Here is a 19445-nt window from a genome sequence, read left to right as displayed (position 1 = left end):
CTGGGCTGAGTTGGATGGCGCGGGCGGCGTTGGGCACGTCTGGGCGCGTCTGGCTGCGGCGGGCCGAGTTGGTTCAGTGGGGGCGAGTCGGGGTGGTTGGAGGAGTGGCTGGGGGGTGGGGGAGTGTCGGGGTGGGGGAGAGGTGGGGGCGGGGGAGCTAAGGATGGGGCGACGGTCGGTTGATGGCGAGTTGGAGAGGAGCAGGTCGTGAAGGCGGCTGAGGTGGGTGGGGCGGCGTGGGCTCAGACGCCGTTCGATGTGAGTGAGCGGCGGGCCTGGGCGGGGAGCGTGGCCGCCTACGAGGCAGGGTTCGGCAGGCTGTGTGCGTATCCGGTGCCCGCACTGCTCGAGGCTGCGGGGGTGGGGCCGGGCATGCGGGTGCTGGACGTGGGGACGGGCCCCGGAGTGGTCGCTGCGGCGGCGGGTGCGCGGGGTGCCGAGGTGGTGGCGGTGGATGCCGAACCCGGGATGGCTCGGCGTGCCGCTCAGGGTGTTCCGGATGCTTCCGTATACATTGCCGCGTTGCCTCAACTGCCCTTCGCGGGCTATCAGTTCGATGCGGTGGTGGGCAACTTAGTGCTCAATCATGTGGGGCGGCCGCGGGTGGCGCTTGCGGAGCTCCGTCGGGTGACCCGGCCGGGCGGCCGGATCGCGCTCACGGTCTGGGCCGCGCCCGCGGCGTCCGGGCAGGCGCTGCTCGGACGGGCCGTGGCGGCAGCCGGAGTGCCCCGGCCGGCCGATGTGCCCGCGCTCGCGCCGGAGGACGACTTCCCTCGTACGGAGGAGGGACTCACGGCGCTGCTGACCGGGGCGGGGCTGACCGAGGCGGGGTGCCGTTCGCTGGCCTGGGATCACCGCACGACGGCGGAGGAGTGGTGGCAGGGGCCGGCGGCAGGGGTGGCCACGATTGGGCGGGTCGTTACCAGTCAGGGGGCGGAGGGAGCCGAGCGCGTTCGGCGACACTTCACCCTGCTGGCCGAGGAGTTCAAGGACGAGGACGGTGGCTTGGTGCTGCCGCACCGGGCGTTGCTGGCGTATGGCCGGGTGCGCCAGGCGGGGTGAAGTTCGCGTCAGGTGGCGCGGTGGCTGGCTCGTTACGGCGCCCCGGGCGCGGCACGGCGAGCAGTGAAAGGAGAGCAGCGAAAGTCAAGCGGCGAAAGGCAAGCGGAAGAAGGCAGGCAGATGAAGGTGAGTAGACGAAGGTAAGCAGGCCAGGGCCGGCGTTGGTGGGGCGTACGACCTGACGAAGAGCCTGCGTTCTGGCTGGTCGGCTGCCTTGAAGTGGTCACCATCGAGGAGCAGTTGGCCGAGGCTTAGCAGGACGTCGAGCGCGACTGCCGGCTGGGCCCTGAAGCCCGGGTGCTGGACGCGCGGGATGCGGTCGCGGTGGCGCTGGCGCCCGCTCTGGGCGACGTCGAGCGGGCGCTCGGCGGGCTGTGTGTCCCGTCCGACGGCGCAGCTGCCCCGGTGGGTCCGACCCGCCTCGGGGCGGCCGCCGCGGAGCGGTCCGGCGGTGCCCGATCCGCTGGCGTACACCTCGTGCAGGTGCTGGCGGTGGGACGCGTACCGCAGGGCGCGGGAGGGGTGTGTCGGGGTGCGTACCGGCGCGGCGGGTGAACTGCTGCGAGCCGGCCTGGTGGGCGTGCTCGCTGCCGGCATTCAGGGGCCCGTCCTTGCCCGCCATGGCCGCGGTGCGGCTGCCCGTGGTGGACGTCCAGCATCCGTTCCTCTTCACCGACCAGCACCCCGACGAACGCCCCGGCTTTGGTGACACCCTCACCCTCACCCACGCCCCCACCGACGCCCCCCACCGAGGCGCCGATCGTGCGTTACCCGATCATGCCGTCCACACCGGCCACCACACCCGCCGCCGAGGCCAGCGCTACGGCCTCGGCAGTGCGGAGGGTGCGGAAGGTGCGGGAGATACCGAAGGGGTGGAGGGGCGGGTGGCCTACCTGATGGTGGGGGCGGGAAGGGTGGTGAGGAAGGTGGAGAGGGCGGCGTTGAAGTCGTCCTCCTGTTCCAGGTTCGGCATGTGGGCTGCCTCGGGGATGATCGCCAGGGTGCTGTCGGGGATGCGCTGGTGCAGGTCGCGGGCGTCGCTCACGGGGGTGTAGACGTCCTCCGTGCCGACGACCACCAGTGCTGGTACGGACATCCGCGTGAGCAGCTCCCGGTAGTCGGGGCGCTCGGCGCGGCCGCGCAGGGCGGCCGCTGCGCCCTCGGGCGGGGTGCCGGTCATCATGCCCAGGACGTGTGCGGCGACCTCCGGCCGGGATGCGATGGTGCTCGGTGCAATCATCTTGTCGAGCACCTCCTGCGCATAGTCGGCCATCCCCTCACGCAGCAGGCGCTCGGCCATCGCCCGGCGGCCTGCCTTGCCCTCGTCGCTCTCGGGCGCCGCGAAGGTGTCGGCGAGCACCACACCGCGGATCCGCTCGGGGAAGAGGCGGTAGCACTCCATGACGATCTGGCCGCCCATGGAGAGCCCACCCAGTACGCAGCGTTCGATGCCCAGGTGGTCGAGCAGCCCGGCGATGTCGCGGGCGAAGGTATCCAGCGGCGTAATGCCCGGAACGACCGAACTCTCGCCGTAGCCCCTCAGGTCCGGGGCGATCACCCGTCGGCCGGCCCGGCTGAAGTGGGCGATCTGCGGACGCCACATGGAGCGGTCGAAGGGGTGGCCGTGGATGAGCACCAGCGGCTCGCCACCGCTCTCGTTCCGGTGGCTCTCCTCCCGATCACCCGCATCCTCGTAGCCGACGGTGATTTCGCCTATGACGACCGATCCCATGCTGAACATCCCCTCCGCGTTCAATGTGACGCGCTCGATGTTATGAGGTGCAATTACTCGGCGCAATAGGAATAATGTGATCGGTGCAATGTAGGCTATGGCGTGCTGAGGGTGGTCTGCGCTGGTCAATGCCGCGATGTTGTCGTGGCAGGGCAGGGCAGGGCAGGGCAGCGGCGAGGGCGAGGGTGGGCGGCGCGAGCGAGGGTGGGCGGGCACGCCGGGGGCCGGGGAGTGGGACCTCACCCCGGGGCCAGGGAGACGGGCAGATGGGAAGACGGGAAGACGGGGAGCGGGAAAGGTGAGGATGGACGACTATCGGGTGCTGGCTGATGGGGTGGCGGCGGACATTGCTGCGGGGCGGCTGCGGCCGGGGGACCGGTTGCCGCCGTTGCGGCGGTTCGCCCGGGACCGGCGGATCGCCAGTTCCACCGCGGCCCGGGTGTATCGCGAACTGGGCCGGCGCGGCCTGACCGTCGGGGAGGTCGGCCGCGGCACCTACGTTCGTACCGCCACACCGCGCGCCGAAACCTCCCTGGCCGAGCCGGCGGAGGCCCGGATCGACCTGGAACTCAACTTCCCGGTCCTGCCGGAGCATCCCGCGCTGCTCGCCAAGAGCCTCGAACGCCTGGTGCGCCCCGATGCCCTGGCCGCCGCGCTCCGCCCGGTGGGCCCGGCCGGTACGGCCGCGGCGCGGGAGGCCGCCGCCGCCCATCTCGTCCGGGCCGACTGGGCCCCGGATCCCGGCCAGTTGCTCTTCGCGGGCAACGGGCGGCAGGCGGTGGCCGCCGCGATCGCCGCGCTGGTGCCGGCGGGCGAACGGCTGGGCGTCGAAGCGTTGACGTATCCCGTGGTCAAGGGCATCGCGGCCCGGCTGGGCGTCACCCTCGTCCCGCTCGCCATGGACGAGCACGGTCTGACGCCCGCAGCGGTCCGGGCCGCCGCCCCGCTGCGTGCCGTCTACCTCCAGCCGGCGCTGCACAACCCGCTCGGCATCACGATGCCCGACCAGCGGCGACGTGAACTGGCCGATGTGGCAAGGGAGTTGGATCTGCGGATCATTGAGGATGCGATCTACGGGTTTCTTCGCCCCGACCTTCCGCCGCTGGCGGCTGTGGCGCCCGAGCGCACCGTGGTGATCGACAGCCTGTCCAAGCGGCTGGCGCCCGGCCTGTCCCTCGGTTTCCTCACGGTGCCCGAGGGCCTCAGCCGCGAACTGGCGGCCGCCCTCCGGTCGGGGACCTGGACCGCCTCCCGCTTTGCACTGGAGGCGGCCACCGGCTGGATGGCCGATGGCACCGCGGCGGCCCTGGAGGAGGCCAAGCGCGCCGATGCGGCCGAGCGTCAGCGGATCGTCGCCGAGCGGCTGGACGGCTTCCGTGTCCGGGCCGATCCGCAGGCGTACCACTGCTGGTGGGACCTGCCGGAGCCGTGGCGGGCCGACACCTTCGTCGCGGCTGCCGCGCGCCGCGGGATCGCCGTCACCCCGGCCGGAGCGTTCGCCGTCGGCACGGGGCACGCCCCCAACGCCGTACGCCTGGCGCTCGCCTCCCCGTCGCTCGACGCCCTGGCCGAGGCGCTCGACGTCTTGGCCGGGCTGGCCCGGGGCGTACCGGAGGACAGCGGTCCGGCGGAGTGAGCGGGCGGTCGGAACGGCCGGGACGGGGGGATGACCACGACGGCCAGGAGGGGTGGGGACGGCCGGGCGGATGGGGCAGCTGGCGCGCTCAATACGGTCGCCGGGCGCCGCCCCGCCCGGTACCGCCCGCCCCCTCGGCCCAGGCGGCGCCCAGCGGCGCCCCTCGGCTCAGGTGGCGCTCATCGCCCCCCCGGCTCACGTCCCGCTCATCATGTCCCCGAGACCCGTGCGGAGATCGTCGGCGTTCATCACCGGCTGGAGCGCGACCTTCGCGTTCAGGTCCATGAAGAACGATTCGAGCACCGGTGGCATCTGGGAGGACTGCTGCATGTCGAAATAGAAGAAGCAGGTGCGCTCGCCGTCTTCGAGGGTGAAATACGCCGCCTCCGGCTGGAGGGCGGCGTACGCCGCATCCAGGATCTTCAACAGGGTGCCGTTCCTGAATACCGCGTTGCCCGCCTCGGTCGGTATCCGGGCCTTCAGGACCATCCTCATCGGACTCACTCCTCGGCTGACTGTGGAGTCCCGTCTGTCCCTGTGTCTCTACCTGAGCATCTCTGTCCGAGCGCTCTATCCGAATGCTCTATCTGAGTGCTCTGCCCGAGTGCTCTGCTGAGTGTCTTTGTCTGATGTCTCTGTCCGACCCTGGCGGTCCGTCCGACGCTGCCTGCCCCGTCTGCCCCGTCTGCCCCGTCAGTCCCTGAATCTGCGCCCGGGTCCTGTTTGTTTCAGCCTCTCACGGCATGGCACGGCACGGCGCGGCACGGCGGCCGGGGCGGGCGTGGGCACGGCGGTCGGGCCAGGCGACATGGGCCCCACGGTCAGTGCAGGGGCTCGGGGCGGCCGGTGGGCGGCACTTCCTCGGCCGGCGGGACCGGGCCCGGCGGCGTGCCGTCGCCGAACGGCCGGCCGCCCAACTCCTCGCGGTGGTGCGGGGTCAGCCAGCCGGACAGGTCCGGCCCGACCGGGACCAGACCGGCCGGATTGATGCCCGTGTGCACCCGGTAGTAGTGCTGCTTGATGTGGTGGAAGTCGACGGTGTCGCCGAAGCCCGGGGTCTGGAAGAGGTCCTTGGCGTACGCCCACAGCACCGGGTCCTCGGCCAGCTTGAACCCGTTGCACTTGAAGTGGCCGTGGTAAACGGCGTCGAAGCGGACCAGTGTGGTGAACAGCCGGATGTCGGCCTCGGTGATCGTGTCGCCCACGAGGTAGCGGCGGTCCGAAAGCCGCTCGGACAGCAGGTCCAGGCGCCGGAAGAGATCGTGGAAGGCGGACTCGTACTCGCTCTGCCCGGTGGCGAACCCGGCCCGGTACACCCCGTTGTTGACGTCGCGGTAGACGCCCGCCATGACCACGTCGATCTCCTCGCGCAACGGCTCCGGATACAGGTCGGGCGCGCCGGGACGGTGCAGCGCGGTCCATTCCGTGGCGAAGTCCAGGGTGATCTGCTGGAAGTCGTTGGTGACCAGCTGGCCGCTGGGGATGTCCACGAGAGCGGGCACGCTGACCCCACCGGGGTAGTCCTTCTCGCGGGCGTCGTACGCCTCGCTGAGGTAGCGGATGCCCAGCACGGGGTCGCGGCCGTCCGGGTCCAGGGTGAAGCGCCAGCTGCGGTCGTCCTGGAGGGGGTCGGTGATGGCGAGCGAGAGCGCGTCCTCCAGCCCGAGCAGCCGCCGGGAGACCACGGCGCGGCTCGCCCACGGGCAGGCGCGGCTGACCACCAGGCGGTAGCGGCCGGCCTCGACCGGCCACCCGTCGCGGCCGTCCGCCGTGACGCGGTCGGCGAAGTGGCTCTTGGCACGCTTGAAGGGCTTGCTGCCGTACGCGGCATTGCCGTCGCTCTTGCCGTTCCCGTTCCCGTTCCCGTTCCCGTTGCCGTTCCCGCTGTCGTTGCCACTTCCCTTGCCGTTGCCGGGCATCATCGGCTCCTTCCGTCTGCGGTGGCGCGGACCCCCGGGCCATTGCGTGCCCCTCGTGTTCTCCATCGTGTGCCCTCCGGGCCCGGACCTCATGGCGGGGACCCGGGCCGTCGGGCCGTGCGCCTTACGGCACGTCGTGCGCCTCACGGCAAGCCGCGTGCCTTACGGCAGGTCGGGTGTCTTGCGGTGGAATTCCTCCGGAATGCGGGATGGAATGTAAGAGAGGTGTCCTACGGGACCTGTTCAGCGCCCCGGAGCACTGCCTACCATCGCCCGATGATCAAGAAAGCACTCAGCGTCGCCCTGGTGGGCGCCGCATTCCTGGCACCGTCCGCGACCGCCGGCGCGGCGCAGGGCTGGCAGCGCGTCGGGGACGGGATCACGGCCGGTCTCAGCGGCATCGTGGTCGACGGTCGGCACGGCGACACGGTGGACACCCTCGCCGTCCGTGACAACAAGAAGCCCGGCGAGAACCGCCTGGTCGCGGTCGCCTACCGCCCCGGCGCCGCCCCCCGGGTGACCCCCGTGACCTGGCGCGGCACCCTGCCCGTCGACCTGGAGGCGATCGACGCCGTACCGGGCCGGGCCCATGAGTACGTGGCCCTGGCGAGCGACGGGACGGCGTACCGCATCCGCCGCGAGAACACCACCGTCCGGGTACTGCGCACGTTCCGGCTGCCCGGTGTTTCGCCGGACGGAAACTACGAAGGATTTGCGCTGGCCGCCGTCGGACACGGGAAAATAGCCGCGGTATGGGCGGACCGGGGAAGCGATGATCACCCCGGGAAACTCACCGCGGCGGAGTGGAACCCGGCCACCAATGCATTCGGCTCCCGGGATTCCGCGAAATTCCGGGCACCGTATCCGAAGAAGGACGTCCGGCAGATCTCCGACGTGAAGCTCTCCGCCGAGGGCGCGCTCACCGTGTCGTCCACCTCGGATCCGGGCGACGACGGGCCGTTCGCCTCCGCGCTCTACGCCGCCGGCCGCCTGTCCGTCGGCAAGCACGGCGCCGTCCGGCTGAAGGTGTCCGACGCACCGAAGCGGCTCGCCACCTTCTCCGGGCACAAGATAGAGGCGCTGGCCTGTCTGCCGAAGTCCCACGAGGGCGTCCTCGGCTCGGACGACGAGAACGCCGGCGGCTCGATCACCGAGGCAACCTTCTGCCACCCGTGAAGAGTTCCTTCCGCTACGCGTGACGAGCTCCTTCCGCCACGCGTGAAGAGTTCCTTCCGCTACGCGTGACGGGGTCCTTCTGCCGTCCGTGACGCGCTGAGGTTCCGCCGCCCGTAAGAGCGCTAGGGGACAGCCGTCCCTGCCCCTCCTCCCCCCCACCTCACCCCAAGTGCGTCAGGTCCGGTCGCAGTCGGTGCCAGATCGGGTGGCGCAGCCGGCCGGCCGAGGTCCAGCCGCTGAAGGCGATCTCGGCGACGAGCCGGGGCTCGGCCCAGTGGGCGCCCGACGCGTCCACCGGGTTGACGAACGGGGAGCGGTCGAGCGGGATCACCCCCAGGTACCGCGCCAGTTCGTGGCGCTCCTGGTCGGACAGCCCCGAGCCGACCGAACCGACGTACCGCAGCCCGGACGGTTCCGCCACCCCGGCGAGCACGGACCCGGGCAGTCCGGCCAGGGTGCCGTGGCCCTCCAGCCAGCCGCCGATGACCACGTCGAGGGTCTCCAGATGCTTGGTCTTGCGCCACTCGGGTGACCGGACCCCGGGCAGGTACACGGAGGTGAGCCGCTTGGCCACCACGCCTTCGAGGCCGCCCTGCAGCGAGGCTTCCCAGGCCTGCTGACCGTGGCCCTCCACATGGCCGGGCACCGACCAATTGGGGCCGCGCAGTCCCAGCCCGGCCAGTGCGGTGCGGCGCTCGAAGTACGGCGCGCCCAGCAGCGACCCCTCCAGGTACATGAGGTCGAAGAGGACCAGGTGGACCGGGTGCTCCATGGCCAGCCGGGCGGTGCGGCGCGGATTGACCACGCCCATCCGGCGCTGCAGCAGCCCGAAGTCGGGCCGGCCGCGCGCGTCGAGGACCACGACCTCACCGTCCAGCACGGCAATCCGGCCCCGCAGTTGCTGCCCGAGCGGCGCCAGCTCCGGGTACGTCGTGGTGGCGTCGTTGCCCGCCCGGGTGACCAGTCGGATCGTGCCGTCGCCCGGGGTGTTGACGATGCACCGCGCGCCGTCCCATTTGGCCTCGAACGCCCAGGCCGCCTCCTCGTGCGGGGCGGGCAGCGGCCCGATCGTGGCCAGCATCGGCTGGATCACGGGGTACGGGGCCGGGCCGCGCCCGGTGGTGGGGGCCATGGTTCGATCATCGGCCGACGGGCGGGGGTTTGCAGATCGGCGCCGGGCGGGCTGAGCGGGGCGCTCCGGCCGCCGGCCGGATCAGCCGGCGGGCCGGCGGAAGACCAGCAGATAGCGCCAGAAGAGCAGGCGCCGGATGCGGCACCCGGGGAGCAGCTCCGCGGCCTGCCGACGGATGCGGGGGAGTGGCACGGTCGGTGGGGCGGTCGGCGCCCGTACCGGATCTGACGCACCGGACGGCCGGAGCGCCTCCGCCGCGCCCACGGCGAGCCGGGCGGCGGCGTTCACCGGAGCGGCGGCCAGGCTCCAGGCGTAGTCGGCCGGCGACCGCTCCGGATAGCAGCCGAGGACGGCCAGGACACCGCCGGGCGCGAGCGCCGCCCGCAGGGTGCTCACCGTCTCGAAGGGCATGTGGTGCAGGCTCGCCAGGCAGGAGATGAAGTCGTAGTGGCCGGGCGGGAGTTGGAGCCGGGCCGCGTCCGCCTGCTGGTAGCGCACCGGCGGTCCGCCGGGCGTTCCCGCGGTCGCGGCGCGGGCCCGGGCGAGCGTCTCGGCCGACGGGTCGACCGCATGGACGTCGATGCCCCGTGCGGCCAGTCGCCGCGCGAACCGCCCGGTGCCGCACCCCACGTCGAGGGCCGTACGGCAGTCCGGGGGCAGCTGCCGTAGCAGCAGGCGGTGGTAGTGGTCGTTGTGATCGAACGGCATGGGGTGACTGTAGGGGGGCCCACGGTGACGGTGCTGCCCTGAGGGGCGGCGGACCCCGGCCGCCGCCGGCCCCCGCCTCGTTCCTTAAGATCGTTTGCGGTATGCCGAGAGGCGTGGGCCGAGCGGGCGACGGAAGCGACGGAGGGGTGTCGATGAGCCGGGGAGTGCTGGTCACGGGGGCCTCGCGGGGGATCGGGCGGGCGGTTGCCGAGCGGTTCGCCGCGGGCGGGGACCGGGTCGCGCTGCATTACGCGTCCCGGCGGGAGGCGGCGGAGGAGGCCTTCGCCGGGCTCGCGGGGAGCGGGCACGTGCTGGTGCACGGGGACGTGAGCACGCCGGAGGGGGCCGAGGCGGTGGTCGCGGCCGCCGTGGCGGGGCTGGGCGGCGTCGACGTACTGGTCAACAACGCCGCGGCGAACGAGGCGCATCCGCTGGACCGCACCTCGTTCGAGGACTGGCAGCGGGCCTGGCGGCGGATCGTGGACGTCAACCTGCTCGGCGCGGCGCATGTGAGCTACTGCGCGGCGCGGAACATGATCGAGCGCGAGGTGGAGGGCCGGATCGTCAACATCGGCTCGCGCGGCGCGTACCGCGGCGAGCCGGACCATCCGGCGTACGGCGCGACGAAGGCGGCGCTGCATGCGATGGGCCAGTCCCTGGCGGTGCACCTCGCGCCGTACGGGATCGCGGTGGCGTCGGTGGCGCCGGGGTTCGTGACCACCGAGCGGGTCGCGGACCGGCTGACGGAGGAGGTGCGGCAGCAGAGCCCGTTCGGGCGGGTGGCCGCGCCCCTGGACGTGGCGTCGGCCGTCCACTACCTGGCCTCACCGGAGGCGATCTGGTCCTCGGGGGCCGTCCTGGACGTGAACGGTGCCTCGCACCTGAGGTGAGCCCGGAAAAGGGGAAGCCCCGGCCGAACGGGGGAATTCGGCCGGGGCAGCTCGGGGGAGGGCGCTCGGCGCCGCTTCCAATTGAACGATAAATCATAGGGCAGAGCAATGCGCTGCGGAGTGACCGTTCTCACCCATTGATGCCTGTTTGTGATGGGCCGTTGACGGTCCGGCCGGCCCCCGGCTGCCCCCGGCGTGCCGTCCGCGGGCGGGAAGAAGAAGCGGCCGGCGGAGAGCGCGCCCACCGCGAGCACGGCCTGCAGCAACCTCCGCCTCGTGTTGGTGTGATCGTCCGATGACATCCTTCAGGTGCTCTCACGCCGGTTTCCGCGCGGACGGGAGCGACACCGGGGGCGGCGGGTTCCGTACCCGATCGGCTGGCCGCGCGGGGCGTTCGTCCCACGGACCCCCGGACCCCCGGACCCCGGACCCACGGCCCACGGCGCGGGTGCGCTCGCCCAGGGGCTCCACGGGCCCCCGAAGCACCGGCGCCGGACGGTGCTACGGGCTGACCGCCAGCACGATGTACGCGGCCAGCAGGGTGAGGTGGACGCCGCCCTGCAGCGGGGTGGCGCGGCCGGGGACGACCGTCAAGGTGCCCACGATCACGGTCAGCGCCAGCAGCACCGTATGGCTGGCGCCCAGGCCCAGGACCAGCGGTACCGGCAGCCAGACCGTGGCCAGCGCGACCACGGGGATGGTCAGGCCGATGCTGGCCATCGCCGAGCCGAGACCGAGGTTCAGACTCGTCTGCACGCGGTCGCGGCGGGCCGCGCGGACCGCCGCGATGGTCTCCGGCAGCAGCACCAGCAGCGCGATGACGATGCCCACGACCGACGACGGCAGACCGGCCGCGGCCACCCCGGACTCGATGGCCGGCGACACCCCCTTGGCCAGCCCGACCACCGCGATCAGCGCCAGCGCCAGCAGGCCCAGGCTGGCCAGCGCGGCCCGCGCGGTCGGCGGGTCGGCGTGGTCCTCGGTGTCGATCACCTCGCCGGCGGAGGTCACCGGCAGGAAGTAGTCCCGGTGCCGGACCGTCTGGGTGGCCACGAACAATCCGTAGAGCACCAGCGAGGCCAGCGCCGCGAAGACCAGCTGCGGGGTGGAGAACCGCGGGCCCGGCGCGGTCGTGGTGAACGTCGGCAGCACCAGGCTCAGCCCGGCCACCGTCGCGACCGTCGCCAGCGCGGCCCCGGTCCCCTCGGCGTTGAAGACGGCCACCCTGCGCCGGAGCGCACCGACCAGCAGGCACAGTCCGACGATCCCGTTGCAGGTGATCATCACCGCCGCGAAGACGGTGTCCCGGGCCAGCGCGGCGCTCTTCTCCCCGCCGTCCACCATCAACGTGACGATCAGCGCCACCTCGATGACGGTCACCGCGACCGCCAGCACCAGCGACCCGAACGGCTCGCCCACCCGGTGCGCGATCACCTCCGCATGGTGCACCGCGGACAGCACCGCCGCGGCCAGGAAGTACGACACCAGCCCGACCAGCGGGGACGGCAGCGACCGCCCCCACGTCAGCCCGAGCAGCACCACCGCCAGCACCGGCACCACCGTCGTCCAGTGCAGGAAGGGCGAACGGAGAGATGCGATCATGCCGACGAGCTTCGCAGACCAGCCGGACATATCCCGGCAAAAGCACCGCGCTCAGGCCGGCCGCCGTGCCGTGCTCAGGCCGCCGCCCGATGCCCCTTCGGCTCCGCCGGCGCGGTCGCGGCCTTGGTGACGTCCGCGACCACCTCGACCACGTCCGGCCCGTACGCCTGCGAGTTGACCACCTTCAGCAGCAGGCAGAACTGACCGTCGGCACCGTGCCGGCGGGCCAGCCGGGCCCGGTTGCGGACGAGATGGCGCACCGCGGCCCGGTGCGTGACCGGACGCTGCCCGGCCGCCAGGAACACCGGCCGGCCGCCCTCACCCGCCGTCAGCCGGGCCAGCAGCACGTACTCCACCGCACCCGGCTCCACCCGGTACGCCGTACCGCCGATGGTGAAGGTGCCCCGGCCGGCCCCGGACTCGTCGCCCGGGTGCACCGCGACCCCCGGCAGCAGACTGGCCACGTGGGCGGCCAGCCGGCGGTGCACGGTGGGATCGCCGACGCAGAACTCGGTGCGCGCCCCGAACCCCTGGAGCCCGGTGTCGTGCGGGGCCACCTCCGGGTGCGCACCACAGTTCTCGATCACCGCGGCCAGCCCCAGCAGCGCCAGCGCGTCATGGCGCGGGATGGACCAGTGCGGCGAGGAACTGTCGCGGTGGGTGACCAGTACGCACTCCGAACCGCCCGGCAGCCCGAAGAAGCTCTGTTCACGGGCCAGCTTCCGGCGGGCCGCGGCCGTCTGGCCGGCCCAGCCCGCCACCAGCCCCACGACGAGGGCCGCGGCCGCCACGGTCAGGAGCAGCAGGGTGTCATCCATGGCCGGGGAGCGTAGCGGCTGCCCGGCTGTGCGTTCGAGGGCGGGGCGCCGGACGGCCGCGGGAAGGGCTCCGCCGGCCTGCCGCCGGCCCGTCGTGCGCCACCGCCCGTGATGTCCGTCGGATGTCCGGAACGTCACCTCACCCCCGTTCCGCGGCCGCTGTGTGCCGTCCGTGTGTCGTCGATGTACCGTCCCGCGCGGCGGCGTTGATGGGCGCGGCGACGCCGATTAGCCTCCTGGGACCGTTCGTTCGAATGGGCGGTCCCAGGGAGGGCACGCAGCGTGAGCGTTGACGAGAGCCAGGACAGTGCGACCGGAGCCCCGGCCCGGCACACCGGGACCGCGGCCGGGGAACTGGAGGGACTCGCCGAGCAGTCCCGGGCGCTGGCCGACGGCAGCGTGACCTCCACCGCGCTGGTCCGGCGCTCGCTGGAGCGCATCGAGGCCACCCAGGGCACCGTCAACGCCTTCCGGCGGGTACGCGCCGAGGCGGCCCTCACGGAGGCCGCCGAGGCCGACCGCAGACTCGCCGCCGGCGAGCGGCTGCCGCTGCTCGGCGTGCCGGTCGCCGTCAAGGACGACACCGACGTGGCGGGCGAGCCCACCGCCTTCGGCTGCGCCGGTGAATTCCCGCCGAAGGAACGCGACTCGGAGGTGGTCCGGCGGCTGCGCGCGGCCGGCGCGGTCATCGTCGGCAAGACCAACGCCTGCGAACTGGGGCAGTGGCCGTTCACCGAGGGCCCGGCCTTCGGCAACACCTGCAACCCCTGGAACCTCGCGCACACCCCGGGCGGTTCCTCCGGCGGCTCGGCCGCCGCGGTCGCCGCCGGCCTGGTGGCGGCCGCACTCGGCACCGACGGCGCCGGCTCGGTACGGATCCCCGCCGCCTGGTCCCACCTCGTCGGCATCAAACCCCAGCGCGGCCGCATCTCCACCTGGCCGGACCCCGAGGCGTTCCAGGGGATCACCGGCATCGGCCCGCTGGCCCGTACGGTCGAGGACGCGGCGCTGCTGCTGGACGTGGCCGCCGGCAACCACGCCGGCGATCTGCACCGCCCGCCCGCCATCGCGGCCCAGGAAGCGGTCCGCCGCGACCCGGGCCGGCTGCGGATCGCGCTGTCCTGGAAGGCGGCCACCACCTTCACCCGCAAACCGCTGCATCCCGACGTCCGGGCGGCGGTCACCGACGTGGCCCGCACCCTGGCCCGGCTCGGCCACTTCGTCGAGGAGGCCGAGCCGGACTACGGGCTGGTGGGCCTGGCCTTCGTCCCGCGGGCCACGGTCGGGGTGGGGGAGTGGGCCGCCCGGGTCCCCGACCGCTCCCTGCTGGACCGCCGGACGCGCGGGTCGGCGCGGCTGGGCCGGCTGCTGAGCGGGCCCGTACTGCGCCGCGCCCGGGCCGCCGAGAGACGCCAACAGCAGCGCATCGGCGCCCTGTTCGGCCCCTATGACGTGCTGCTGACGCCCACCACGGCAACCCCGCCGCCGCGCATCGGCACCCTCGCCAAGATGAGCGGCTGGCGCACGGATCAGGCCATGATCGCCGCCTGCCCGTACGCCTGGCCGTGGAACGTCCTCGGCTGGCCGGGCGTGAGCGTCCCCGCCGGGTTCAGCGCGGACGGCCTGCCGCTGGGCGCCCAGCTCCTCGGCCCGGCCCACGGCGAGCCGCGCCTGATCTCGCTGGCCGCCCAGCTCGAAGCCGAACTGCGCTGGTACGAGCACCGGCCGCCCGACCGTCCGGGCCGGATCGACGGCGCGGTGGTCAGCCGAGGAGCGTGAGGACCGCCTCGGTGCTGCCGGTCTCGCCCAGCCGCGGGAAGACCTTCTCCAGGCTGTTGCGGTGCGCCGCCTCGTCCAGGTCAGCCATGGCGTCGGTGACGAGGGTGACGTGGTAGCCGTGCTCGTGCGCGGCGCGGGCGGTGGACTCCACGCCGATGCTGGTGGCGATGCCGGCCAGCACGATCTGGGTCACCCCGCCCTCGCGCAGCTCCCGGTCCAGCCCGGTGCCGTGGAAGGCGCCCCAGCGCTGCTTGCTGACGGTGAGGTCACCGGGCTGCCGGTCCAGTTCGGGCACCAGCTCCGCCCAGTCGGCCGGCGGCGTACCGCCGGCCGACGGGAACTCCGTACGGCCGGGCGCGCCACCGGTGACGTTCACCAGGACGACCGGCAGGTCCCGGGCGCGGAACGCGGCGGCCAGCCGGGCGGCCCGGCCGACGACATCGGCGGCGGGCACCGGCACGGTGGGCAGCCCGGTGATCCCCTTCTGCAGGTCGATCAGGACCAGGGCGGTCTTCGGGTCGAGAGTGGTGACGGGCATGACGCTCCTTGCGGATGGAGGGGTTGAGGACATTGATGGGGTTGATGGGGCGCGACTGAGGCCGGAGACCGGTGGCCGGATTCAGCCGTCGGCCGGGGCTGCGCCGCGGCGCAGCGTCCGGTCGGCGACGGTCAGGACGATCAGCAACAGGCCCAGCACCACGCCGATCAGCGCGACCCGGTGCAGCCCGGGGTCCGCGGCCTGCTGCCCGTAGAGCAGCCCGATCAGGCCGGCGGCGGTGAGGGCACCGAGGTACTGGGCGGTGCGCTGCAGCCCGGCCGCCGCGCCCACGCCGTCGGCCGGGGCCTGGGCGTAGACCGCCGCCTGGTTGCCGGTCGAGGCCAGGCCCTGCGGGACGCCGAACAGCGCTCCCGCGCACAGCAGCACCAGCAGCGGGCTGGCCCCGTGGAGCAGGAGGAAGACCGTGCTGCCGGCGGTGAGACAGACCGCGGCGACGGCCAGCGGCGCGCGGATGCCCTTCGTCCGGGCACCCACGACCGCGCAGACCGCGGCCGCGCCGGACATCGGCAGCATGACCAGCCCGGCGTGGAAGGACGAGTAGCCGTGCGCCTCCTCCAGCCACTGGCTGAAGCCGTAGAGCACGCAGTAGATGACCAGGTACGTCAGGCCCTGCCGCAGATACGTCAGCACCAGCGCGCGGTTGCGGGCGAGCATCCGCAGCTCGATGAACGGCTCCGGATGCCGCAGCTGCCACCACACCAGGACGGCCCCCAGGACGGCGGTCGGCACCAGCAGCGGCCACTGCGGGTCCTGCAGCCGCAGCAGGAAGAACATCGCGCAGGTCAGCGCGCCGGCGAACAGCCCGAGGCCCAGCGGATCGAGCGAACCGGCGGCGGACCCGGCACCCCCGACGGCGGCGCTCCGGTTGCCGCTGCCGCCCCGTTCCCCGCCCCGCGCACCACCTTGCCTGCCGTCCGCCGGCAGCCAGGCCAGCGCCCCCGCCCCGGCCAGCAGCGCCAGCGGGACGTTGACCGCGAACACCGCGCGCCAGCCCGCCGTGGCGACCAGCAGCCCGCCGAGCGTGGGCCCGACCGCTGCACTGCCCAGCGCGGCCAGCGACAGCCGGCCCAGGACGTACCGGGGCGTGGGCCGGCCCAGCCGGCGGGACTCGGCGCGCAGCAGGGCCATCGCGGCGGGATAGGCCGCCGCGGTACCGATGCCGAGCACGGCCCGGGAGACGATCAGCAGGGTGAAGCCGGTCGCCAGTGCCCCGAGGAGCCCCGCCGCGCAGACGGCGAGCGTCCCGGCGAGGAACACCCGGCGCGGGCCGATCCGGTCGGCCAGCCGCCCCATGCAGGGCTGGCCCACCGCGCTGGAGAGGTAGAGGGCGGAGACGAGCCAGGCGGTGTCCGCGGCGCCGACCCGGAAGTCCTGGCCGATGGCCACCAACGACGTGGCGATCATCGTCGAATTGACGGGGTTGAGCAGCGAGCCGAGCAGCAGCGGCGTCATCAGCCGGGCGCCGAAGGCCCGGTCCTCGGGGCGCGCGGGCCCGGCGGAGCGGTCCGGCGCGGCCGTCGAGCGGGCGCCGGCACCGTCCCCGGCGGCGGAGTCGCTCATTCCTGCGTCAGCCGCCGTATCAGCCCGGTCGCCTCGGCCAGGGTCTGCTGCTCCTGCGGGCTCAGCCGGTCGGCGATGGCCACCGCGAGCCAGTTGTGCTTGGCCCGGCGCACCATGTCGATCAGCCGGCGGCCCTCCTCGGTGAGCGAGAAGACCACCTGGCGGCCGTCCGTCGGATGCGGGCTGCGGGCGAGGGTCCCCCGCTCCTCCAGCGCGCCGACGGTCAGCCGCATCGACTGCGGCCGGACCAGCTCGGCGCGGGCCAGCGCCGCGATCGTGGCCGGACCGTCGGTCTCGATCCGGGAGAGCACCGCGCGCTGGGAGGGCGTGAACTCGCCGTCCGACGAGGCGATGCGCAGATGTCGCATCAGCTGGGAGAGAGTCGCCCGCAGGTCCGTCGCGAGCCGTTCCTGTTCCTTGTCCGGCATGCCTCCACCGTAAGAGATCAACAGGCAAACTTGCAAGGTTGCCTGCCAAAATCGACGATCCGCCGCGGACGCGCCACGCTGGAGATGGTCTTGCCAGCACCCATGGCGGGGCCTACGGTCACCTCCACACGCGTAGACCCGCGTGGGCTGCAGGCTGACTTAGGACAAGGGAGCAGCTCATGGCCGATGTTGTGCGTGCCGCACTGGTCCAGGCGACCTGGACCGGCGACACCGAATCGATGATCGCGAAGCACGAGGAACACGCCAGGGCGGCGGCCGCGCAGGGCGCGAAGGTGATCGGCTTCCAGGAGGTCTTCAACGCTCCGTACTTCTGCCAGGTCCAGGAGCCGGAGCACTACCGCTGGGCCGAACCGGTGCCCGACGGCCCGACCGTACGGCGCATGCGGGAACTCGCCCGCGAAACCGGCATGGTCATCGTCGTCCCGGTCTTCGAGGTCGAGCAGTCCGGCTTCTACTACAACACCGCGGCCGTCATCGACGCCGACGGCACGGTCCTGGGCACCTACCGCAAGCACCACATCCCGCAGGTCAAGGGCTTCTGGGAGAAGTACTACTTCAAACCGGGCAACGCCGGCTGGCCGGTCTTCGACACCGCCGTGGGCAAGATCGGGGTCTACATCTGCTACGACCGCCACTTCCCGGAGGGCTGGCGGCAGTTGGGCCTCAACGGCGCCCAGCTGGTCTACAACCCCTCCGCCACCTCCCGCGGCCTGTCCGCCTACCTGTGGAAGCTGGAGCAGCCCGCGGCCGCCGTCGCCAACGAGTACTTCGTCGCGGCGATCAACCGGGTCGGCGTCGAGGAGTACGGCGACAACGATTTCTACGGCAGCAGCTACTTCGTCGACCCCCGCGGCCGGTTCGTCGGCGAGGTCGCCAGCGACTCCAAGGAGGAACTGGTCGTGCGGGACCTGGACTTCGCCTTGATCGACGAGGTCCGCCAGCAGTGGGCGTTCTACCGCGACCGCCGCCCCGACGCGTACGACGGGCTGGTGCAGCCGTGACCCACCACCCCCATGACGCGACGGACCTGCACGCCCGCCACCGGGCCGTGCTGCCCTCCTGGCTCAGCCTCTACTACGAGCGGCCCCTGGAGCTCACCCACGGCGAGGGCCGGTACGTCTGGGACGCCGAGGGCAACCGCTACCTCGACTTCTTCGGCGGCATCCTCACCACCATGACGGCCCATGCGCTGCCCGAGGTCACCAAGGCCGTCAGCGAGCAGGCCGGCCGCATCATCCACACCTCGACGCTCTACCTCTCCCGGCCCATGATCGATCTGGCGGAGCGGATCGCGGCGCTCTCCGGCATCCCCGACGCCCGGGTCTTCTTCACCACCTCGGGGACCGAGGCCAACGACGCCGCCCTCCTGCTGGCCACCAATCACCGCCGCTCCAACCAGATCCTGGCGATGCGCAACAGCTACCACGGCCGGTCCTTCTCGACCGTCGGCGTCACCGGGAACACCAGCTGGTCACCGACCAGCCTCTCGCCCCTCCAGACGCTCTACGTCCACGGCGGGGTGCGCAGCCGCGGCCCGTACGCCGGCCTGGACGACCGGGCGTACATCGCGGCCTGCGTCGCCGACCTGGAGGACATGCTCCAGCAGACGGCCGGCGGCGTCGCCGCGCTGATCGCCGAACCGGTCCAGGGCGTCGGCGGCTTCACCCTGCCGCCGGACGGCCTCTACGCGGCCTTCCGCGAGGTCCTGGACCGGCACGGCATCCTCTGGATCAGCGACGAGGTGCAGACCGGCTGGGGCCGCACCGGCGACCACTTCTGGGGCTGGCAGGCCCACGCGGACAACGGCCCGCCGGACCTGCTCACGTTCGCCAAGGGCATCGGCAACGGCATGTCCATCGGCGGGGTGGTGGCCCGCGCCGAGGTGATGAACGCGCTGCCCGCCAACTCCATCTCCACCTTCGGCGGCAGCCCCGTCACGATGGCCGCCGGCCTGGCCAACCTCACCTACCTCCTCGAACACGACCTCCAGGGGAACGCCCGGCGGGTCGGCGGCCTGCTCATCGAGCGCCTACGGGCGGTCGCGGCCGGCCTCGACGTGGTACGCGAGGTACGCGGCCGGGGCCTCATGATCGGCCTCGAGCTGGTCCGCCCCGGCACCGACGTCCCGTCCCCGGAAGCCGCCACCCAGGTCCTGGAGGCCGCCCGCGAACGCGGCCTCCTCATCGGCAAGGGCGGCCAGGGCGGCGCGGCGCTACGGATCGCTCCCCCGATGACGTTGACGGTGGCCGAGGCGGAGGAAGGCGCGGAAGCGCTTGCCGCGGCGCTACGGGCTGTTTGATGCCCACGTACCTGGCCGTCCCGCCGCGGGGCTCGCTCGCCGTTGCGCTTTGCGGCGCCCCGCACGTACCTGTCTGCGGCGCCGCGGGTCGTCTCGCCGTTGCGCCTGCGGCGGGCTGGGTTGT

General features: G+C 72.9%; 17 protein-coding genes. 7 read left to right on the top strand and 10 right to left on the bottom strand.

Annotated features, from left to right (window positions below; genetic code table 11):
- Positions 1-288: 288 nt before the first annotated feature.
- On the top strand, positions 289-1062 hold the full coding sequence (locus ACZ7MX_RS30095) for a class I SAM-dependent methyltransferase (protein WP_472136553.1): 774 nt from the start codon (positions 289-291) through the stop codon (positions 1060-1062).
- A gap of 889 nt (positions 1063-1951) precedes the next feature.
- Here ACZ7MX_RS30095 and ACZ7MX_RS30090 read toward each other — a convergent pair.
- The gene (locus ACZ7MX_RS30090; RefSeq protein WP_472136551.1) at positions 1952-2794 is read right to left on the bottom strand and encodes an alpha/beta fold hydrolase; all 843 of its coding nucleotides are present in this window, start codon (positions 2792-2794) and stop codon (positions 1952-1954) included.
- A gap of 304 nt (positions 2795-3098) precedes the next feature.
- On the opposite strand from ACZ7MX_RS30090, the gene ACZ7MX_RS30085 reads away from it, so the two are divergent.
- Positions 3099-4430, top strand: coding sequence for an aminotransferase-like domain-containing protein (locus ACZ7MX_RS30085; RefSeq protein ID WP_472136549.1), 1332 nt, complete (start codon positions 3099-3101; stop codon positions 4428-4430).
- A 195-nt stretch (positions 4431-4625) separates the two neighbouring features.
- Here ACZ7MX_RS30085 and ACZ7MX_RS30080 read toward each other — a convergent pair whose 3' ends face one another.
- A complete protein-coding gene (locus ACZ7MX_RS30080; protein WP_472136547.1) occupies positions 4626-4925 on the bottom strand; it encodes a hypothetical protein in 300 nt (99 codons plus the stop codon).
- Positions 4926-5251: 326 nt separating this feature from the next.
- Positions 5252-6352 (bottom strand): glutathione S-transferase family protein, encoded by a 1101-nt coding sequence (locus tag ACZ7MX_RS30075; protein WP_472136545.1) that lies wholly within the window; start codon positions 6350-6352, stop codon positions 5252-5254.
- 273 nt (positions 6353-6625) lie between these two features.
- Between ACZ7MX_RS30075 and ACZ7MX_RS30070 the strand changes: the two genes are divergently transcribed.
- Positions 6626-7525 (top strand): hypothetical protein, encoded by a 900-nt coding sequence (locus ACZ7MX_RS30070; protein ID WP_472136543.1) that lies wholly within the window; start codon positions 6626-6628, stop codon positions 7523-7525.
- A 160-nt stretch (positions 7526-7685) separates the two neighbouring features.
- Here the strand turns inward: ACZ7MX_RS30070 and ligD are convergent, their stop codons facing one another.
- Positions 7686-8657 (bottom strand): non-homologous end-joining DNA ligase, encoded by a 972-nt coding sequence (ligD, locus tag ACZ7MX_RS30065; RefSeq protein WP_472136541.1) that lies wholly within the window; start codon positions 8655-8657, stop codon positions 7686-7688.
- Between the two features lie 81 nt (positions 8658-8738).
- A complete protein-coding gene (locus tag ACZ7MX_RS30060; protein WP_472136539.1) occupies positions 8739-9365 on the bottom strand; it encodes a class I SAM-dependent methyltransferase in 627 nt (208 codons plus the stop codon).
- Between the two features lie 152 nt (positions 9366-9517).
- Here ACZ7MX_RS30060 and ACZ7MX_RS30055 point away from each other — a divergent pair, with 152 nt between their 5' ends.
- The gene (locus tag ACZ7MX_RS30055; RefSeq protein ID WP_472136538.1) at positions 9518-10255 is read left to right on the top strand and encodes an SDR family NAD(P)-dependent oxidoreductase; all 738 of its coding nucleotides are present in this window, start codon (positions 9518-9520) and stop codon (positions 10253-10255) included.
- A gap of 501 nt (positions 10256-10756) precedes the next feature.
- Here ACZ7MX_RS30055 and ACZ7MX_RS30050 read toward each other — a convergent pair.
- Together ACZ7MX_RS30050 and ACZ7MX_RS30045 are read right to left on the bottom strand one after the other, a co-directional pair.
- Entirely contained in the window at positions 10757-11857 is a 1101-nt protein-coding gene (locus ACZ7MX_RS30050; protein ID WP_472136536.1) for a calcium:cation antiporter, read from the bottom strand.
- A 74-nt stretch (positions 11858-11931) separates the two neighbouring features.
- Positions 11932-12675: a hypothetical protein gene (locus ACZ7MX_RS30045; RefSeq protein WP_472136534.1), complete on the bottom strand. Its 744-nt coding sequence runs from the start codon at positions 12673-12675 to the stop codon at positions 11932-11934.
- A gap of 282 nt (positions 12676-12957) precedes the next feature.
- Between ACZ7MX_RS30045 and ACZ7MX_RS30040 the strand changes: the two genes are divergently transcribed.
- Entirely contained in the window at positions 12958-14454 is a 1497-nt protein-coding gene (locus tag ACZ7MX_RS30040; protein WP_472136532.1) for an amidase, read from the top strand.
- Here ACZ7MX_RS30040 and ACZ7MX_RS30035 read toward each other — a convergent pair.
- The 3 genes from ACZ7MX_RS30035 to ACZ7MX_RS30025 form a co-directional block, all read right to left on the bottom strand.
- Positions 14438-14992, bottom strand: a complete 555-nt coding sequence (locus ACZ7MX_RS30035) for an isochorismatase family protein (protein ID WP_472136531.1) — start codon at positions 14990-14992, stop codon at positions 14438-14440. The two genes, ACZ7MX_RS30040 and ACZ7MX_RS30035, sit on opposite strands and share 17 nt — an antisense overlap.
- Positions 14993-15073: 81 nt before the next feature.
- The gene (locus ACZ7MX_RS30030; RefSeq protein WP_472136529.1) at positions 15074-16573 is read right to left on the bottom strand and encodes an MFS transporter; all 1500 of its coding nucleotides are present in this window, start codon (positions 16571-16573) and stop codon (positions 15074-15076) included.
- Positions 16570-17001 (bottom strand): MarR family winged helix-turn-helix transcriptional regulator, encoded by a 432-nt coding sequence (locus tag ACZ7MX_RS30025; protein ID WP_472136527.1) that lies wholly within the window; start codon positions 16999-17001, stop codon positions 16570-16572. Before ACZ7MX_RS30025 ends, ACZ7MX_RS30030 begins: the two co-directional genes overlap by 4 nt.
- A gap of 179 nt (positions 17002-17180) precedes the next feature.
- Here ACZ7MX_RS30025 and ACZ7MX_RS30020 point away from each other — a divergent pair, with 179 nt between their 5' ends.
- Positions 17181-18023, top strand: a complete 843-nt coding sequence (locus tag ACZ7MX_RS30020) for a nitrilase-related carbon-nitrogen hydrolase (RefSeq protein WP_472136525.1) — start codon at positions 17181-17183, stop codon at positions 18021-18023.
- On the top strand, positions 18020-19321 hold the full coding sequence (locus ACZ7MX_RS30015) for an aspartate aminotransferase family protein (RefSeq protein ID WP_472136524.1): 1302 nt from the start codon (positions 18020-18022) through the stop codon (positions 19319-19321). The genes ACZ7MX_RS30020 and ACZ7MX_RS30015 overlap by 4 nt, the downstream gene beginning before the upstream one ends.
- The last annotated feature ends 124 nt before the right edge of the window (positions 19322-19445 follow it).

Source organism: Streptomyces sp. NPDC107765, from assembly GCF_055657085.1.
This window is presented reverse-complemented; position numbering and strand designations above follow the sequence as displayed.

What these genes read in the sequence shown, in the direction of transcription:
- ACZ7MX_RS30020 (WP_472136525.1), top strand. Translation starts at nt 17,181, where the DNA reads ATGGCCGATGTTGTGCGTGCCGCACTGGTCCAGGCGACCTGGACCGGC.
- ACZ7MX_RS30035 (WP_472136531.1), bottom strand. Translation starts at nt 14,992, where the DNA reads ATGCCCGTCACCACTCTCGACCCGAAGACCGCCCTGGTCCTGATCGAC.
- ACZ7MX_RS30070 (WP_472136543.1), top strand. Translation starts at nt 6,626, where the DNA reads ATGATCAAGAAAGCACTCAGCGTCGCCCTGGTGGGCGCCGCATTCCTG.
- ACZ7MX_RS30085 (WP_472136549.1), top strand. Translation starts at nt 3,099, where the DNA reads ATGGACGACTATCGGGTGCTGGCTGATGGGGTGGCGGCGGACATTGCT.
- ACZ7MX_RS30060 (WP_472136539.1), bottom strand. Translation starts at nt 9,365, where the DNA reads ATGCCGTTCGATCACAACGACCACTACCACCGCCTGCTGCTACGGCAG.
- ACZ7MX_RS30080 (WP_472136547.1), bottom strand. Translation starts at nt 4,925, where the DNA reads ATGAGGATGGTCCTGAAGGCCCGGATACCGACCGAGGCGGGCAACGCG.
- ACZ7MX_RS30030 (WP_472136529.1), bottom strand. Translation starts at nt 16,573, where the DNA reads ATGAGCGACTCCGCCGCCGGGGACGGTGCCGGCGCCCGCTCGACGGCC.
- ACZ7MX_RS30090 (WP_472136551.1), bottom strand. Translation starts at nt 2,794, where the DNA reads ATGGGATCGGTCGTCATAGGCGAAATCACCGTCGGCTACGAGGATGCG.
- ACZ7MX_RS30050 (WP_472136536.1), bottom strand. Translation starts at nt 11,857, where the DNA reads ATGATCGCATCTCTCCGTTCGCCCTTCCTGCACTGGACGACGGTGGTG.
- ACZ7MX_RS30025 (WP_472136527.1), bottom strand. Translation starts at nt 17,001, where the DNA reads ATGCCGGACAAGGAACAGGAACGGCTCGCGACGGACCTGCGGGCGACT.
- ACZ7MX_RS30045 (WP_472136534.1), bottom strand. Translation starts at nt 12,675, where the DNA reads ATGGATGACACCCTGCTGCTCCTGACCGTGGCGGCCGCGGCCCTCGTC.
- ACZ7MX_RS30075 (WP_472136545.1), bottom strand. Translation starts at nt 6,352, where the DNA reads ATGATGCCCGGCAACGGCAAGGGAAGTGGCAACGACAGCGGGAACGGC.
- ligD (WP_472136541.1), bottom strand. Translation starts at nt 8,657, where the DNA reads ATGGCCCCCACCACCGGGCGCGGCCCGGCCCCGTACCCCGTGATCCAG.
- ACZ7MX_RS30055 (WP_472136538.1), top strand. Translation starts at nt 9,518, where the DNA reads ATGAGCCGGGGAGTGCTGGTCACGGGGGCCTCGCGGGGGATCGGGCGG.